This is a genomic window from Paraburkholderia sp. BGA-UO-ETr-F12 (genome assembly GCF_059567945.1).
On the sequence record NZ_JCAQOZ010000057.1, the window covers coordinates 193,518 to 209,310 of the forward strand.

Genomic DNA, 15,793 nt, shown 5'->3' on the forward strand with positions numbered 1-15,793 from the left:
GCGCTATAGCCCGCTAAACCAGTTGTACCCCTGGTCTTCCCAATAGCCGCCGGGGTTCGTGTTGGTCACGAAGATCGCCGCGATGTGCTTCGGATTCTTGAAGCCCAGTTTGGTCGGTACGCGCAGTTTCAGCGGGTAGCCGTATTTGGCCGGCAGCGGCGTGTCACGGAAATCGAGCGTCAGTTGGGTTTGCGGATGCAAGGCCGTGGCCATGTCGAGGCTCGAGTAATAACGGTCCGCGCATTTGAAGCCGACATAGCGTGCGCTCAGATCGGCGCCGATGCGCTCCAGGAACGTGCGAAACGGCACGCCGCGCCATTGCCCGATCGCGCTCCATCCTTCAATGCAGATGTGCCGCGTAATCTGCGAAGCCTGCGGTAAGGCGCGCAACTGGTCGAGCGTCCACGTGCGCTTGTCCGATACGAGGCCCGACACTTCCAGTTGGAACGTCGAACCGTCGATATCCGGTGCATCGAACTCCGGATAGAACGCGTTGAACGGGAACGGATCGGTGATCTGGCTCGCCGAATAGGTGGGCGCGAGTTTGTTGCGATCGAATAACCACGCTTGCACGCGATCGTTCCAGCGCGACATGGCCCACAACACCTTGTCGACGGAATCGCCGTCCTGCATGTTGCAGCCGGAAAGCATCGCCAGCGCGCCGATCGAAAGCGACGAGCGCAGAAAGAGGCGCCGTTGCAGACGTTCGATTTGCGGTTTGTGGTCGGCGAGAACGATATCCGTGCTGCGCGAGTCCCGGCGCTTTGCTTCGCTCATGCCTCGCTCCTTTCGTGTGTGGTGATTCGGGTGCGACCGGTTAGCATCGGCGCTAGCGTGCGCGGCACCAGCAGCACCAGCGCCAGATGCACTACGACAAAACCGACCACCCCCGCCATCGCGACAAAATGCACGCGACGCGCGAAATCGAAGCCGCCGAAGAGCGCGGTTAGCCACGAGAATTGCACCGGCTTCCAGATCGAGAGCCCCGAGGCGACCAGCAATACCCCAAGAAACAACACGAAAAGATAGAGCGCGCGCTGCACCGCGTTGTATTTTCCGGTATCGTGCGGCAGTTTGAATTGCATCGCGAGCGCTGCATCGTGAATGACGTCGCGCGGATAGACGGGCAGCAGCTTGCGCCGGAAATGTCCGCGTCCGATCCCATACGCCAGATATAGCAGGCCGTTCGCGCACAACAGCCACATCGCCGCGAAATGCCAGGCAATCGAGCCGCCCAGCCAGCCGCCGACGGTCGCCCACACCGGAAATCTGAACGGAAAGAAGGGCGACGCGTTATAGATCGCCCAGCCGCTCATCACCATGCACACCATCGCGAAGGCGTTGATCCAGTGCGTAATGCGTACGACGAGCGGGTGGACGATAAAGCGTGCTGGCGGTTTAGGCATGGTGAGCGGCGATGAAACAGGCGGAAATCTGCAAGCCGCGTCGTTGAGGCACGCGGCTGCCCTGACAACAGGGACAGCGCGCGTTTGCAACGCGCCGTCTTGCATCGGTTCACATCGGCGGCGTGACACCGTGTTCGCCGGCGGAGATGAAATTCGCCGCCATCGAACCATCGGCTTCCTTATGCGCGAATAGCACGACTTTCGCTCCCGGCACCAGCAGCGAGCGGTCACCCGGCTCGAGCGCGACGATAGGCACGTCTTGCGGAATCACGATTTTCTTTTCGCCGTCCTTGTACTTGACCGTGATGGTGCGGCCGTTGCTGACCACGAGCGAGCCCACCGTGCCGTTGGTCATCGTGCTGTTCGAGCCGAGGTCCCATGGGCGATAGCCTTCGCCGGCGCCGCGCATGCTGGCCGGAAAGACGTGCACTTCGAGCGCTTTCAACGTGCCGTCGGGCTGCGGAATCGCGGCGGTGCCGACATAGCTGTCCGGCTTGATGTCGTTCACATTGGCGAGCGCAACGCCACGAATCGGCGTGTCCTTCGCAAGCTTCACGTCGACATCCTTGCCGTCGCGCGTGTGGACCTTGAGCAGGTCGCCCGAAAGCGCGGTCACGGTGCCGCGTACGCCGGTGGGCATGGAGCTTTGAGCTTGCGCGGCGGATCCAGCGGCCAACAGCGACACTGCAACGAGCGCGGGGGCGACGACGGCACGAACGGCATTAGCGGAAACGATCTTCATGAGTCTGCTCTGGGTGGTGAAGGATGGGGGCAGATTAAGCGCGCGATTGGCTCCGGCGAGTGACAGACGGATGACAAAAACGTAATGAACGGCACGGCGCGGCCACGTAGAATGGCCTCCATACCCACGTCCATATTCACGACTCGCGCCCACGGCGGCGCTCGGGTCGGAAACCAGGCACCATGAGCATCCTCGTCATCGAAGACGATCCGAAAACCGGCGACTACCTGAAGAAAGGGCTGCGTGAAAGCGGCTACGCGGTCGACCTCGCGCGCACCGGCACCGATGGCCTGCACATGGCGCTTGAACATGCGTACGACCTGGTGGTGCTGGACGTGATGCTGCCCGGCATCGACGGCTGGGAGATCATGCGTGCGCTGCGTGCGCGGCGCGATCTGCCGGTCATTTTCCTGACCGCGCGCGATCATGTCAGCGACCGCATCCGCGGTCTCGAACTCGGCGCCGACGATTACCTCGTCAAACCTTTCTCCTTCACCGAACTGGTGTTGCGCATCCGCACGCTGCTGCGCCGTGGCGTGATCCGCGAGCACGACGTGTTCGAGATCGCCGACCTCAAACTCGACGTACTGCGCCGCAAGGTCACGCGCGAAGGCGTGGAGATTCCACTGACCAACAAGGAATTCATGCTGTTGCATCTGCTGGTGCGCCGGCAGGGCGAAGCGTTATCGCGAACGCAGATCGCCTCGGAAGTGTGGGACATGAACTTTGACAGCGACACCAACGTGGTCGACGTCGCGATCAAACGGCTGCGCGCGAAGGTCGATCATCCGTTCGAAAAGAAGCTGATTCATACGGTGCGCAGCATCGGCTACACCTTCGGCGACGGCTCATGACACTGTGGACCGACCGTTCGTTGACCGCGCGCACCACGGTGCTGTTCGCCGCGATCGCATGCGTGGTGATCGGCACGCTGGGCGCGTATTTCTATCACTCCGCGCAGGTGTCGCTGGAGCGGCGTGCCGATGTGGTGCTCACGGCCCGGGTCGAGCATTTCAGCCGCATCGTGCGCGATCTTTACTCGGTCAGCGACCTGAAGAGCCGGCCTGTGCTGTTCGAGAGCATGCTCGGCGCGGAAGAAGACGTGCTGTTGTTTCGCCGCCCAGGCGAAGCACCGTTTATCGACGTGAACCCTGCCGGCATTGCCGTGCCGGCCCTCCATGCCGATGTCCAGAATCGCTTGCCGACGCTCCCGGACATCCGCCAGACCCTGTTGCCCGACGGCGTTCCGGTCCATTGGGCGATTGCCGCGGTCAAGGCGCGCGAGGACGGCAGCGAGGTCGAAGTGATCGCCGCGCATCCCATGACCCAGGAAATGCGGATGCTGGCCGCGTACCGCAATCGCATCGTGCTGGCCACGCTGACCGGCATGCTGGCCGCGACGCTGCTCGCGTACTACGTGCTGCGCCGCACCTTCCGGCCGGTGCGCGAGATCGCCACGCGGGCCGCGCAGATCAGTCCGGCGAGTTTGTCGGTGCGGCTCGACAGCGAGGCTGCGCCGCTCGAACTCCGCCAGCTCACGCATGCCTTCAACGCGATGCTTGACCGTCTTGCCGACGGCTTTCAGCGCCTCTCGCAGTTTTCCGCCGACCTGGCGCATGAAATTCGCACACCGGTGGGCGCTTTGATCGGCCAGACCCAGGTGACGCTCGCCAAAACGCGCGATGCCGATGAATATCAGCAAGTGCTTGAATCGAATCTCGAAGAGCTGAACCGTTTGAGCCACATCGCGGAAAACATTCTGTTTCTTGCGCATGCGGACCACGCTGCGTTGTCCATTGAGCGTGAGCCGGTCGATCTGCGCGATGAACTCGTCAGGATTGCGGACTATTTTGAAGGCCCCGCCGACGAACGCGGGATGCGCTTTACCGTGGAGGCAATGGGCATCGCGTCGGCCAATCCGATGCTGTGCCGGCGCGCGATCAACAATCTCGTCGTCAACGCGGTGCGATACGGCGCGAACGATACGGTGGTGCGTTTGAGCGGTACGCAGGACGAGCAGGGCGCGACCGTAGTGGTGGAAAACGACGGTGCGCCGATTCCTGACGAGCAGTTGAACCGTCTGTTCGACCGCTTCTATCGCGCGGATGCGGCACGCAGCGCTTTTACCGAATCGAGCGGATTGGGGCTCGCAATCGTCAGGGCGATCATGCATCTGCACGGCGGCACGGCACGTGTGGTGTGCCCGGTGCCGGGCGTGGTGCGCTTCGAATTGCGTTTTCCGGGCGTCTAGCGGGCGGCCTGCGGGGTCGTGCCCGGGTCCGGCTCATGGCAACACACACAGAGCTTGTTGCCGTCGGGATCGCGAAAGTACGCGCCGTAATAGTCCGGGTGATACTGAGGGCGCAAACCCGGCGGCCCTTCACAGGCGCCGCCGTGAGCGAGCGCCGCGGCATGTGCCCGATCGACCGTGGCGCGGTCTTCAGCGAGGAGCGCCAACATCTGGCCGTTGCCCACGGTGGCGGGCTGACCGTCGTAAGGCCTGCCAATGACGAACAGGGGCCGTGGCGCGCCGGCTGCCATCCAGCCGGCCCAGCACGTATCGTTGTCGCGGAACTTGAGCCGCAACTCCAACGTGTCCATCAGCACGCTATAGAAGCTGAATGCGCGCTCGAAATCCGAAATACCGACGAATACGTGGGAAAGCATCAGAATCGCTCCTTGTTTTTATTGCAGCGTCGCCCGGGCCGATGAGTATAGCGAAGCCTGACCTGGCCTGGTCCGGCCGCATTCATCCTGTGCGCGGGAAGCTGTGCCGGCGCAAACCGGTAATGGCGATACCGGGATGATTGCGCAACTGGTTGCGGCGGCGCTTCGCCGATACGATGAAAACCCCATCCTAATCCTGACTGTCAGGACAACCACCATGAAACGCTTCCATATTGCTTTGGCCGTCGCTAACCTCGACGCGTCCGTCGAAGATTACACCCGCCGTCTCGAGCAGCCGCCCACGGCGGTGGTGCCTGGCCGTTACGCGATGTGGCGCACGGATCTGCTCAACTTCTCGATCAACGAGATGCCGGAGAAAGCGGGACAACTTCGGCACGTCGGCTTTGAGGACGATGCGGTAGAAGGGTATTCGAGCAGCAAGGACGTGAACGGGCTCGAGTGGGAGCTGTTTTCGGTCGAGGAGCAGGATCGCCGGATCGTCAGCACCTACGGCGAGGCAGTGCGCACCGATAAAGGCTGAGCCGGGCTGATCGGCTGATCGAGCTTATAACCACGCGTCTGGCGTAGCGTCGAATCCGCTGCCACAGCGCGGCCCTTTCACAATCGAAACACGCAGCGCCAACGTGTGGCGCGCCGCAGTGTCAGTCGCCCGGCGGGTTCGCGGGCGGAAGGTTCGCATAGTGCGCGCGCTTTTCCTCATACATCAGCAGATCGGCGCGTTGTACACCGGCTTCGAGCCGGTCTCCGCGCCGACAGGTCGCCGCGCCCATCGAAAAGCTCAGCAGCGAACCCGGATAGAACTGGTTGTTCAGTTCGACCAGCTGGCGAATCGCATCGATCATCGCGGCGCCGCCGCGCTCGTCGGTGTCGGGCATAAGGATCGCAAACTCGTCTCCGCCGATGCGCGCCGCATGATAGGGCGCGTCCATCGCCTTGGCGAGGACTTCGCCGGCGCGCCGTAGCAATGCGTCGCCGGCCGCATGGCCAAGCTGGTCGTTTACGCGTTTGAGGCCGTTCAGATCGGCCATGATGATCGTCACCGGCCATGGACCCTTGCGTTCCAGCCGGTTCAGTTCGTCCACGTAGAACGAGCGGTTGCGCAGCTTGGTTAGTACGTCATGTTTGCCGAGGAACTCCAGGTACGCTTCGGCCTTCTTGCGCGCCGTGATGTCGGTGAGGGCCACCAGCACCAGGTCCCAGTTATGCTCGTGGCCCGGCAGAACGGAAAACTGCAGGTGCACATGCACCTCGTTGCCGTCGAGCGAGTAATTGAGCACTTCGCGTTGCTGAAACAGCTTGCCGTCCCACAGATCGAGCAACTGTTCGCGGAAATGCGCTCGCATGTCGTCGCGGAACACGTCTGCCAGGTGAGCCAGCAGTGTTGCTTTGTCTTTTGCCCCGAACATGTCGAGGGTGTGCTGGTTCACGTCGAGCACGTGAATTTCCTGCATGCAGCGTTCGACAAACTCGGGATGCACGTCAGTGAACACCCGGAAATCGCTGATGCCGGCCGAGCGCGCACCGTCGAGCAGACGCTTGATCGCGCTGAAATCTTCCACCCACAGCGAGACCGGCGAATATTCGAACAGGCCGCGTGCGTATTGTTCGGCAAGGGTCACACGATGCCGCGCGCCTTCTAGTTCGGTAATGTCTTCGACCGAAACGAGCACGCGATCCCAGCGCTCTTCGTGGTTAGGCAGTACGGCGCCCTTGAGCAGCACATCCAGGCGCCGGCCGCCGAGCGTGTAGTTGACCGTCTGGCTCGTGAACTGGGTTTGTCCGGCCCATAACTGACACAGCTCCTCAAGATGAGTCTTGAGCATGTCGTCGCGGAACACGGCGGCAAGATTGTTGGTGAGCGCGTCGAAATCCGCGGCCTCGAATTGCGTCAGCGTTTTCTGGTTGACCTTGATGACGCGGATGCTGTGCGCGCATTCTGCGACCAGCGCCGGATGCTCGGCAAAATGAGCGCGCAGGTCAGTCACGCCTTGCGCGCGCCATCTGTCGAATAGCGTGCGCACGCCGCTGAAGTCCTCGAGCCATAGCGATACGGGCGCAAGTTCGAACATCTGGGAATCGTCCCCGGATCCCTCAAGGGGACTTCCTTCGGGGCGAGAGACTTCCTGCGGGGCGTCGTTAGCGGGCGCTGGGCCGCGCGGGGGGGTGTCCAGCATGGGATTTCCGTGGTCGGCGTTCAGGCTATTCTAAAGCGGCTTGGATCGGGCTCAAAAGAAAGACGCATGGCCCATGGTATTTGCGTCAGTCCATTCACGAAGATAACGGCGTGGCCCCGGGTGGACTTTAGGCCCGGCGGCAGCAGGTTCGCAACAGGACTTTTTGCTCACGGCTGTTTTTTCGTCCGCTTTTCGTCCGCCTTTCGTCCATTCCCGACGGCGCTCACGATCGCTTGCGATTGCCCGCCGGCAGGGCTGCACGTGGCTTGCTACACTCACTCGTCGTGTCGTTCGCCCATCACCGCCTGAAGAAAAAACGCCCGTCATGAAGCCTTCCCTGCTGGTTTTGATTCCTTTGAAAGATGCAAGCCGTGCGAGTGTCGAGGCCGCCTTCGACGTCGTCCATGCGCCCGATGCCACGGCGCGGGCCGCCGCGATCGCGGAGCATGGCGACACGATCCGCGCCGTGCTGACCAATGGCACAACCGGGCTGACGGCCGCTGAAATCGACCGGCTGCCGAAACTGGAGTTCGTCAGCGTGCTGGGTGCGGGCTACGAGAACCTTGCCGTCGACCACGCCCGCTCGCGCGGCATTGTGCTCGCCAGTGGCGCCGGCACCAACGACCATTGCGTGGCCGATCATGCGTTCGCGTTACTCCTCGCCGTGGTGCGCGACGTGCCGCAACTCGATCAGGCTACCCGCAAAGGCGCCTGGCGCGACACCTTGCCGATGCGCCCGAACGTGTCCGGCAAGCGGCTCGGCATCGTCGGGCTCGGCCATATCGGTGAGAAGATCGCAAGGCGCGGCGCCGGATTCGAGATGGAAATCGGCTACCACAACCGCAAACCACGCGACGGCTCTGCGCTGCGCTACTTCGACAGCGTGCACGAGCTCGCCCAATGGTGCGATTTTCTAATGGTAGCGACGCCCGGCGGCGCCGCTACGCGTCATCTGATCGACAAAGCGGTGCTGGACGCACTTGGGCCGAACGGCTTCGTGGTCAATGTGTCTCGCGGTAGCGTGGTGGATACCGCCGCGCTGGCCGATGCACTCACGATCGGCGCGATCGCCGGCGCGGCGCTGGACGTTTACGAGGGTGAGCCGCATCCGCCCGAAGCCTTGCTGGCATTGCACAACGTCGTCCTGACGCCGCATGTGGGCGGGCGCTCGCCGGAGGCGATCACCGCTTCGGTCGACAATTTCCTCGCGAACGCCTCGCGCCATTTCGCAGGCGAGGCGGTGTTGACGCCGATCTGAGCACGGAAGACAAGCAAAGCCAACTGAATAGCACTGAAGGCAAACTGAAACTATCGGCGCAGCGGATAGTTTCAGTCATAAATCGCGATTTCCCTTGTGGGCCGCCGACGAATAGGATGATCGGTATCGAACCCACATCGCTTCGACATAGCCGGAGCCGCGACGGAGATCCCGTATGGAACACCACGCCCGCACGCAGGACGAACGGCTCGAAATCAAGACGACCACCTGCTATATGTGTGCCTGCCGCTGCGGTATTCGCGTGCATTTGCGCGAAGGCGAGGTGCGCTATATCGACGGCAACCCCGAGCATCCGCTGAATCAGGGCGTGATCTGCGCCAAGGGCGCCTCGGGGATCATGAAGCAGTACTCGCCTGCGCGTCTGACCCAGCCGTTGATGCGCAAAGCCGGCGCGGAACGGGGCAGCGCGCAGTTCGAGCCGGTATCGTGGGAGGTCGCGTTCGACGTGCTCGAGAAGCGTCTCGCGACGATTCGCGCCACGGACCCAAAGAAATTTGCGCTGTTCACCGGCCGCGACCAGATGCAGGCGCTCACCGGCCTGTTCGCCAAGCAGTTCGGTACGCCGAATTACGCGGCCCACGGCGGCTTCTGTTCGGCGAACATGGCGGCCGGCATGATCTATACGATCGGCGGCTCATTCTGGGAGTTCGGCGGCCCCGATCTCGACAGCGCCAAACTCTTCTTCATGATCGGCACGGCGGAGGATCACCATTCGAACCCGCTCAAGATCGCTATTTCGAAGTTCAAGCGCGCGGGTGGCCGCTTCATCGCGATCAATCCGATTCGCACCGGCTATGCCGCGATCGCCGACGAATGGGTGCCCATCAAGCCCGGCACCGATGGCGCGTTGTTCATGGCGTTCCTGCATGAACTGATCGCCGCCGACGCCTGGGATCACGAGTTCGTGCAGCGCTATACCAATGCGGCGGAACTCGTGAGCCTCGACGAAGCGAGCGAAAATTTCGGCCTCTTCGTGCGCGACCCGGATCGGTCGGTGGGCAATCCGCTGTTTCCGCAAAATCATCTCTGGTGGGATGCCGCGACCGCGCGCGCCGTGCCGCACCATGCCGCTGGCGTGACCCCGGCACTCGAGGGCCGCTATACGCTTGACGACGGCACGCCGGTCACGCCGTCGTTCGCCTTGCTGCGCGAACGCGTGGCCGATTGCACGCCCGAATGGGCTGCTGAAATCACCGGCATTGAAGCCGACACGATTCGCCGCCTCGCCGCGGAAATGATCCAGACGAGTCGCGACCACCGGATCACGCTGCCGATCCCCTGGACCGACGCATGGGGCGAGAAGCACGAGACCGTCACCGGCAACCCGGTTGCCTTTCACGCGATGCGCGGGCTGGCCGCGCATTCCAACGGCTTCCAGTCGATCCGCGCGCTCGCGGTGCTGATGTCGATGCTCGGCACGATCGACCGCCCGGGCGGTTTCCGTCATAAATCGCCGTTCCCCCGCGCGGTGCCGCCGTCGGCCAAACCACCGAACAGTCCCGACGCCGTCAAGCCGAACACGCCGCTCGCCACCGGGCCGCTCGGCTGGCCCGCCGCGCCGGAGGATCTGTTCATCGACGAAAACGGCGGCCCGGTGCGGATCGACAAGGCGTTCTCCTGGGAATATCCGCTCGCGGTTCACGGCCTGATGCATAGCGTGATCACCAATGCGTGGCGCGGCGATCCGTATCCGATCGACACCTTGCTGATTTTCATGGCCAATATGGCCTGGAATTCGTCGATGAACACGGTGAAGGTGCGCGAGATGCTCGCCGACAAGCACGCGAACGGCGAGTACAAGATTCCGTTTCTGGTGGTGTGCGATGCGTTCCAGTCGGAGATGACGGCGTTCGCCGACCTGATCCTGCCGGACACCACCTATCTCGAGCGGCACGACGCGATGTCGATGCTCGACCGGCCGATCTCGGAGTTCGATGGCCCAGTGGATTCCGTGCGCGTCCCGGTCGTGCCGCCGACGGGCGAATGCAAGCCGTTCCAGGAGGTGCTGATCGAACTCGCTTCGCGCCTCAAGTTTCCGGCCTTTACCACGGCCGAGGGCACGCGGCGCTTTCGCGATTACCCGGACTTCATCATCAATCACACGACGACGCCTGATTCCGGCGTGGGCTTTCTGATCGGCTGGCGTGGCAAGGACGGCGACAAGGCGCTGGTGGGCGAGCCGAATCCGCAGCAGTGGGAACAATACGCAAAGAACAACTGCGTGTTTCATTACCGCTTGCCGGAGACGCTCCAGTACATGCGCAATTGCAACGGCCCTTATCTCGACTGGGCGGTAAAAAACGGCTTCCGCAAATTCAGCGAACCGATCCTGATCCAGTTGTACTCCGACGTCATGCAGAAGTTCAGGCTCGCCGCACAAGGCCGCACGAGCGGCAGGCAACCGCCGGATCATCTGCGTGCACGGGTCGAGAAGTATTTCGATCCGCTGCCGTTCTGGTATGCGCCGCTCGAAAGCGACTCCACCGATCTCGCGCGTTTTCCGCTTGCCGCGGTGACGCAGCGGCCGATGGCGATGTATCACTCGTGGGATTCGCAGAACGCGTGGTTGCGGCAGATTCACGGCGAGAACTATCTCTACATGAATCCGCTGATGGCGGCGGAAAACGGCATCGCCGACGGCAGCTGGATCTACGCCGAATCGCAATGGGGGCGCGTGCGCTGCATGGCGCGCTTTAGCGAGACTGTCGAGCCGGGCACGGTGTGGACCTGGAATGCGATTGGCAAGGCATCCGGTGCGTGGAATCTCGGCGCCGACGCGAACGAATCGCAGCGCGGCTTCCTGCTCAACCACCTGATCACCGACGAGTTACCCGGCAGCGACGAAGCGGCCGCGCGGCTCTCGAACTCGGATCCGGTGACGGGCCAGGCCGCGTGGTACGACGTGCGCGTGCGCCTCTATCCGGCGGAAGCGGACGCGAACCATACGCTGCCGCAGTTCAATGCGATGCCCGCGTTGCCGGGCTCGAACGGCGTGGTCTCGCGGATCGTGCAGACCTACTTCGCGGGGCGCGGTGAATTCGCGGCGCGCTTACGTGGCGCGGCGAAGCGAAAGTGACACACGGCGAAGCATGCGAATAACGCAATAAAGCGGTAAGGAGCCTTTGATGACTCAGATGGCATTGGTAATCGACCTGAACGTCTGCGTAGGGTGCCAGGCTTGCGTGACGAGTTGCAAGGAATGGAACACGTCGGGCGAATCGGGCAGTCTCGCCGACCTGAATCCCTACGACGCGGACCCGTCCGGCACATTCTTCAACCGTGTCCAGAGTTTCGAAGCCGGCAGCTTTCCGAACGCGGACACGATCCACTTTCCGAAGTCGTGCCTGCACTGCGAAGACCCGCCGTGCGTGCCGGTGTGTCCCACCGGCGCGAGCTACAAGCGCAAAGAAGACGGCCTCGTGCTGGTCGATTTCGACAAATGCATTGGCTGCAAGTACTGCGCGTGGGCGTGCCCTTACGGCGCCCGCGAACTCGACGAAGCGCGCAAGGAGATGACGAAATGCACGTTGTGCGTCGACCGTATTCATGACGAGAACCTCTCCGAGCGCGATCGCCAGCCGGCATGCGTGCTCGCATGCCCGACTTCCGCGCGGCTGTTTGGCGATATCCACGATCCGGAATCGGTGGTGTCGAAGGCGATCGAGGAGCGTGGCGGTTATCAACTGATGCCCGAATGGAACACGCGGCCGGCGAACCACTATCTGCCGCGCATCACGACGCCGGCCTCGGGTTGCGGCAGCGGTTCCTGCTCGTGCAAGGACACGGGTGCAGCCCTGGAGGCACCCGAATCGCACGAATCGCACGAATCGCGGCTCGAGCGCGGCGAACTGCATCTTGCGTCGATGGCGACGCGCATCTAAAGGACCTCGCGATGAATCCGGCATTTTCGGTGGTTTTTCTCACGACCTTGAGCGGCGCGGCGCAGGGCCTGCTGATCGCGCTCGTCGGCGTGGAGACGGCGGCGTATCTTGGACTTGTCACGGCGCCGGCGGATGCGTTCTATATGATCGGCGCGGGCGTGTCGGTCGTGCTGGGCCTGCTGGGGCTGATCGCCTCGTTCTTCCATCTTGGGCATCCGGAACGAGCGTGGCGCGCGATTGCAATGTGGCGGACCTCGTGGCTGTCGCGCGAGTGCCTGTGCCTGCCGGCGTTTCTCGCCTGCGCGTTTTTCTATGGCGTCGCGCACGGCTTCGGCTCGCCGTGGTCGCTTGCGATCGGATGGCTTGGTGTACTGGCAAGCGCGACGCTGTTCGTCTGCACGGCGATGATCTACGCGTGCCTGCGTTTTCTTCAGGAATGGGCCACGCCGCTCACGCTGGTCAACTTTGTGCTGCTGGGCTGCGCGTCCGGTTTCACGCTGGCGACGGCGCTAACCGCGTGGTTCGCGCCGGGGTTGACCGCGCAGCTTGCCGTCTGTGCTTGCGTACTGACGCTCGCCGGTTGTGCAAGCCGCTGCGCGTCGCTGATGCGTAACGCGCGGTTGCGGCCGAAGTCCACTGTGCAGAGCGCTACCGGCATCAACAACCCCAAGCTCGTGCAGGTTTCGCGCGGTTTCACCGCGGGGGCATTCAATCTGCGCGAGTTCTTTCACGGTAAATCGGCGGGGACGCTACGCGGCATCAAGTGGGCCTTCCTTGTGGCCGCGTTTGCCGTGCCGGTTGTGCTGATCGCGCTGGGCGCGGGCTTGCATCCGATTGGCGCGTCGCTCGGCTTGCTGGCGGCCGCCTGTCTTGTACAGTACGCCGGCCTTGTGGCGGAACGCTGGTTCTTCTTCGCCGAAGCGAAGCACCCGCAGAATCTGTATTACGCGAGAGTCGGTTGAGGGGCGCTCTGCGTTGCCGATACGGGTAGATCCTGCAACCGCGCAGGATCTACCGGAATGCAGCCTCTCCAGTGGCGGCGTCTAGCCGCTCATCCGCACGCGCCGACTTCGCCGCACGCGGTACAGAAGTCGCACCCATCCTTGCGAATCACCGCATTCGCTCCGCACGAGCCGCACTTGCGTCCGAGCATGGTGTGCAAGCCTTGCATACCGCCTGGCTGCGTCAGGCCGGTGTCGTCAGCGTCGCCAGGCGGCGGACGGATGCCGAAATCCGCCGGCAACGCGGTTTCGGCCTTCATCTGCCCGCGCGGCAAACGCGCCAGCAGGCGCGACGGCACCTGGTTGCCTTCGGCGTCGAGAAAGCCGCGCCGATGCAGAATCTGCTGGATCGCAAAGGCGAGCGCCGCCACTTCGGAGTCGTGCCAGCGCGGCGTGCGATGACCGTCGAGGCGCAGCACCTCGCCGAGCCGCACTTGCCCGCGGTCCCACGAGACCTTGCGCATATCCTGCAAGTTGCGCGCGACAAACCCGCCGCGTGCCGCCAGTGACAGCGAACGCATGGTCGCCGTGATCCATTGCTGCGACTCGTCACGCTGACCGGTCGGAATGAAAAACTCGATGGGGCGCTCGATCGTGACGTCTTCGCCGCCGAGTCGTCCGGTCACTTCGATGAACGACACCGCCACGTAAAGCGACTTCTTGCCCGCTTGCGTCAGGTACTCGACCTTCTCGATGATCGCCGGCAATTCACCCTTGGGCCGATGGTCGATTGCGATCCGCAGGGGATCCTGATCGGTTTCGGCCAGCGTATCGTCCGCTTGCGGCGGCGGACTCACGCTCAGCACCGCGCCGAGCGTTTCATTGGGACGGTAGGTGGCGAGACCTTTAAGACCGTTTTTCCACGCGTCGAAGTAAAGGCTTTCGAATGCCTCGAACGGATAGTCGGCCGGCACGTTCACCGTCTTCGAGATCGACGTGTCCACGTATGGCTGCACGGCGGCCATCATGTCGAGGTGATCGCGCGCCGACATCTCGAGCGCGCTGACGAAGTAGTCCGGCAGCTTGTTCACATCGCCGCCGAGCTCGCGATAAAGACGGTACGCGTAGTCTTCGACATCGAACGATTCGCGACCGCCGTCGGCCATCACCTTCATGCGGGTGTAGGTCCATGAGAAGGCCGGCTCGATGCCGTTCGACGCGTTGTCGGCGAATGCGAGGCTGACCGTGCCGGTCGGCGCGATCGACAGCAAATGGCTGTTGCGGATGCCGTCGCGGCGGATCGCCTCCTTGATGTCGTCGGGCAGGCGCGAGGCGAACGTGCCCGCTTCCAGATAACGGGCGGCGTCGAACAACTCGAACGCGCCGCGCTCGCGAGCCAGTTCCACCGACGCCCGATAGGCTTCGTCTCGCATCAGCCGCGCGATGCGCACGGCGAAGTCGCGGCCTTCCTGCGAGTTGTAGCGCAGGCCGAGCATTACCAGCGTGTCGCCAAGGCCGGTGAAGCCGACGCCGATGCGCCGCTTGGCGCGCGATTCGTCGTATTGCTGCGGCAGCGGCCATAGTGTGACGTCGAGCACGTCGTCGAGAAAACGGACCTGAATGCGGGTGCGTTTGGCGAGCGCGTCCCAGTCGAACGAAGGCTTGCCGCCCTTCATTTGCGCGAATGGATCGAGCACGAAGCGCGTGAGGTTCAACGGCCCGAGGTTGCAGCAGCCGTAGGCCGGCAGCGGTTGTTCGCCACACGGATTGGTGGCGCGGATGGTTTCGACGGCGCGCAGATTGTTGTCCTCGTTCATGCGGGAAATGAACACGATGCCGGGTTCGGCGACGTCGTAAGTGGAGCGCATGATGCGCTCCCAGATCTCGCGCGCGGACCTTTCGCTGTAGACCCACAGACCGTCTTCGCGTTGCCGCACGTCGCCCGCCGCGCGCAGCGCCGGCGACGGTTCGGCGCGGTGCACGAGCGGCCAGGGCTGATCTTCTTCGACTGCGCGCATGAATTCGTCGGTGACGCCGACCGATACGTTGAAGTTGTTCCAGCGACCTTTCGAATGTTTCGCCTCGATGAACTCGATCAGATCGGGGTGACTGCAGTCGAGCACGGCCATTTGCGCGCCGCGCCGCGAACCGGCGCTTTCCACGGTCCGGCATGACGCGTCGAATACGTCCATATAGCTGCACGGGCCGGACGCCGCCGAACTGGTGGTGTGAACGCGCGCGCCCTTGGGCCGGATCGCGGAGAAGTTATAGCCGACGCCACCGCCGCGGCGCATGGTTTCGGCGGCTTGCAGCAGCGCAACGTAGATGCCGGGCAGGCCTTCTTCGTCGACACCCTGAATCGCATCGCCGACCGGCTGCACAAAGCAGTTGATCAGCGTGGCGGCGATGCCCGTGCCCGCCGCGCTCATGATGCGGCCGGCGCCGAGTGCGCCATGCCGCAGATTGTCGACAAAGAGCGCTTCCACCGACTCGCGCAGGGCCTCTGGTTCCGCCTGAGCGACGCCGTGGGCGACGCGTTTGAACACCTCGTCCGCCGATTGCTCGCCGCCTTTCGCATATTTCTCGAGTAGAACGTCCAGCGAGAATTGTTGCGGTGCAACTAATTGATCCGGAGGAGCTGCTGTGACGCGAGTGCCGGGGGTGTCTTCTGCCATGGTGTCG

General features: G+C 63.1%; 13 protein-coding genes. 7 read left to right on the forward strand and 6 right to left on the reverse strand.

Going from position 1 to position 15,793, the window contains the following annotated elements; translation table 11 throughout:
* Positions 1 to 3: 3 nt before the first annotated feature.
* The 3 genes from AC57B6_RS27600 to AC57B6_RS27610 all read right to left on the reverse strand — a co-directional run bounded on the left by AC57B6_RS27600 (position 4) and on the right by AC57B6_RS27610 (position 2,148).
* Complete coding sequence (locus tag AC57B6_RS27600) at positions 4 to 777, reverse strand: molybdopterin-dependent oxidoreductase (protein ID WP_144194412.1); 774 nt, start codon at positions 775 to 777, stop codon at positions 4 to 6.
* The gene (locus AC57B6_RS27605; RefSeq protein WP_183800091.1) at positions 774 to 1,406 is read right to left on the reverse strand and encodes a cytochrome b/b6 domain-containing protein; all 633 of its coding nucleotides are present in this window, start codon (positions 1,404 to 1,406) and stop codon (positions 774 to 776) included. The genes AC57B6_RS27600 and AC57B6_RS27605 overlap by 4 nt, the downstream gene beginning before the upstream one ends.
* Before the next feature lie 109 nt (positions 1,407 to 1,515).
* Positions 1,516 to 2,148, reverse strand: coding sequence for a hypothetical protein (locus AC57B6_RS27610; RefSeq protein WP_028197264.1), 633 nt, complete (start codon positions 2,146 to 2,148; stop codon positions 1,516 to 1,518).
* A gap of 182 nt (positions 2,149 to 2,330) precedes the next feature.
* Between AC57B6_RS27610 and AC57B6_RS27615 the strand changes: the two genes are divergently transcribed.
* Positions 2,331 to 3,002 carry a heavy metal response regulator transcription factor gene (locus tag AC57B6_RS27615; protein ID WP_028197263.1) on the forward strand — a complete coding sequence of 224 codons (672 nt, stop codon included), beginning with the start codon at positions 2,331 to 2,333 and terminating at the stop codon, positions 3,000 to 3,002.
* Entirely contained in the window at positions 2,999 to 4,399 is a 1,401-nt protein-coding gene (locus tag AC57B6_RS27620) for a heavy metal sensor histidine kinase (RefSeq protein ID WP_496422507.1), read from the forward strand. Before AC57B6_RS27615 ends, AC57B6_RS27620 begins: the two co-directional genes overlap by 4 nt.
* On the opposite strand, the gene AC57B6_RS27625 is transcribed toward AC57B6_RS27620, so the two are convergent.
* The gene (locus tag AC57B6_RS27625; RefSeq protein ID WP_406868568.1) at positions 4,396 to 4,815 is read right to left on the reverse strand and encodes a VOC family protein; all 420 of its coding nucleotides are present in this window, start codon (positions 4,813 to 4,815) and stop codon (positions 4,396 to 4,398) included. The genes AC57B6_RS27620 and AC57B6_RS27625 overlap by 4 nt on opposite strands.
* Positions 4,816 to 5,032: 217 nt before the next feature.
* Here AC57B6_RS27625 and AC57B6_RS27630 point away from each other — a divergent pair, with 217 nt between their 5' ends.
* The gene (locus tag AC57B6_RS27630) at positions 5,033 to 5,356 is read left to right on the forward strand and encodes a VOC family protein (protein WP_028197260.1); all 324 of its coding nucleotides are present in this window, start codon (positions 5,033 to 5,035) and stop codon (positions 5,354 to 5,356) included.
* Positions 5,357 to 5,477: 121 nt separating this feature from the next.
* Here the strand turns inward: AC57B6_RS27630 and AC57B6_RS27635 are convergent, their stop codons facing one another.
* Positions 5,478 to 7,010 (reverse strand): sensor domain-containing diguanylate cyclase, encoded by a 1,533-nt coding sequence (locus AC57B6_RS27635; RefSeq protein WP_028197259.1) that lies wholly within the window; start codon positions 7,008 to 7,010, stop codon positions 5,478 to 5,480.
* Between the two features lie 325 nt (positions 7,011 to 7,335).
* Here AC57B6_RS27635 and AC57B6_RS27640 point away from each other — a divergent pair, with 325 nt between their 5' ends.
* The 4 genes from AC57B6_RS27640 (at position 7,336) to AC57B6_RS27655 (ending at position 13,132) form a co-directional block, all read left to right on the forward strand.
* Positions 7,336 to 8,268 carry a 2-hydroxyacid dehydrogenase gene (locus tag AC57B6_RS27640; RefSeq protein WP_474634170.1) on the forward strand — a complete coding sequence of 311 codons (933 nt, stop codon included), beginning with the start codon at positions 7,336 to 7,338 and terminating at the stop codon, positions 8,266 to 8,268.
* Between the two features lie 175 nt (positions 8,269 to 8,443).
* Positions 8,444 to 11,365: a molybdopterin-dependent oxidoreductase gene (locus AC57B6_RS27645; RefSeq protein WP_496422508.1), complete on the forward strand. Its 2,922-nt coding sequence runs from the start codon at positions 8,444 to 8,446 to the stop codon at positions 11,363 to 11,365.
* A 49-nt stretch (positions 11,366 to 11,414) separates the two neighbouring features.
* On the forward strand, positions 11,415 to 12,170 hold the full coding sequence (locus tag AC57B6_RS27650; RefSeq protein WP_496422509.1) for a 4Fe-4S dicluster domain-containing protein: 756 nt from the start codon (positions 11,415 to 11,417) through the stop codon (positions 12,168 to 12,170).
* An 11-nt stretch (positions 12,171 to 12,181) separates the two neighbouring features.
* On the forward strand, positions 12,182 to 13,132 hold the full coding sequence (locus AC57B6_RS27655; RefSeq protein WP_144194408.1) for a dimethyl sulfoxide reductase anchor subunit family protein: 951 nt from the start codon (positions 12,182 to 12,184) through the stop codon (positions 13,130 to 13,132).
* A gap of 89 nt (positions 13,133 to 13,221) precedes the next feature.
* Here AC57B6_RS27655 and AC57B6_RS27660 read toward each other — a convergent pair whose 3' ends face one another.
* Positions 13,222 to 15,786: an adenosylcobalamin-dependent ribonucleoside-diphosphate reductase gene (locus AC57B6_RS27660; RefSeq protein WP_496422510.1), complete on the reverse strand. Its 2,565-nt coding sequence runs from the start codon at positions 15,784 to 15,786 to the stop codon at positions 13,222 to 13,224.
* Positions 15,787 to 15,793 lie beyond the last annotated feature (7 nt).

Coding starts and splice junctions, on each gene's coding strand:
- AC57B6_RS27600 (WP_144194412.1), bottom strand. CDS start 777: ATGAGCGAAGCAAAGCGCCGGGACTCGCGCAGCACGGATATCGTTCTC.
- AC57B6_RS27605 (WP_183800091.1), bottom strand. CDS start 1,406: ATGCCTAAACCGCCAGCACGCTTTATCGTCCACCCGCTCGTCGTACGC.
- AC57B6_RS27610 (WP_028197264.1), bottom strand. CDS start 2,148: ATGAAGATCGTTTCCGCTAATGCCGTTCGTGCCGTCGTCGCCCCCGCG.
- AC57B6_RS27615 (WP_028197263.1), top strand. CDS start 2,331: ATGAGCATCCTCGTCATCGAAGACGATCCGAAAACCGGCGACTACCTG.
- AC57B6_RS27620 (WP_496422507.1), top strand. CDS start 2,999: ATGACACTGTGGACCGACCGTTCGTTGACCGCGCGCACCACGGTGCTG.
- AC57B6_RS27625 (WP_406868568.1), bottom strand. CDS start 4,815: ATGCTTTCCCACGTATTCGTCGGTATTTCGGATTTCGAGCGCGCATTC.
- AC57B6_RS27630 (WP_028197260.1), top strand. CDS start 5,033: ATGAAACGCTTCCATATTGCTTTGGCCGTCGCTAACCTCGACGCGTCC.
- AC57B6_RS27635 (WP_028197259.1), bottom strand. CDS start 7,010: ATGCTGGACACCCCCCCGCGCGGCCCAGCGCCCGCTAACGACGCCCCG.
- AC57B6_RS27640 (WP_474634170.1), top strand. CDS start 7,336: ATGAAGCCTTCCCTGCTGGTTTTGATTCCTTTGAAAGATGCAAGCCGT.
- AC57B6_RS27645 (WP_496422508.1), top strand. CDS start 8,444: ATGGAACACCACGCCCGCACGCAGGACGAACGGCTCGAAATCAAGACG.
- AC57B6_RS27650 (WP_496422509.1), top strand. CDS start 11,415: ATGACTCAGATGGCATTGGTAATCGACCTGAACGTCTGCGTAGGGTGC.
- AC57B6_RS27655 (WP_144194408.1), top strand. CDS start 12,182: ATGAATCCGGCATTTTCGGTGGTTTTTCTCACGACCTTGAGCGGCGCG.
- AC57B6_RS27660 (WP_496422510.1), bottom strand. CDS start 15,786: ATGGCAGAAGACACCCCCGGCACTCGCGTCACAGCAGCTCCTCCGGAT.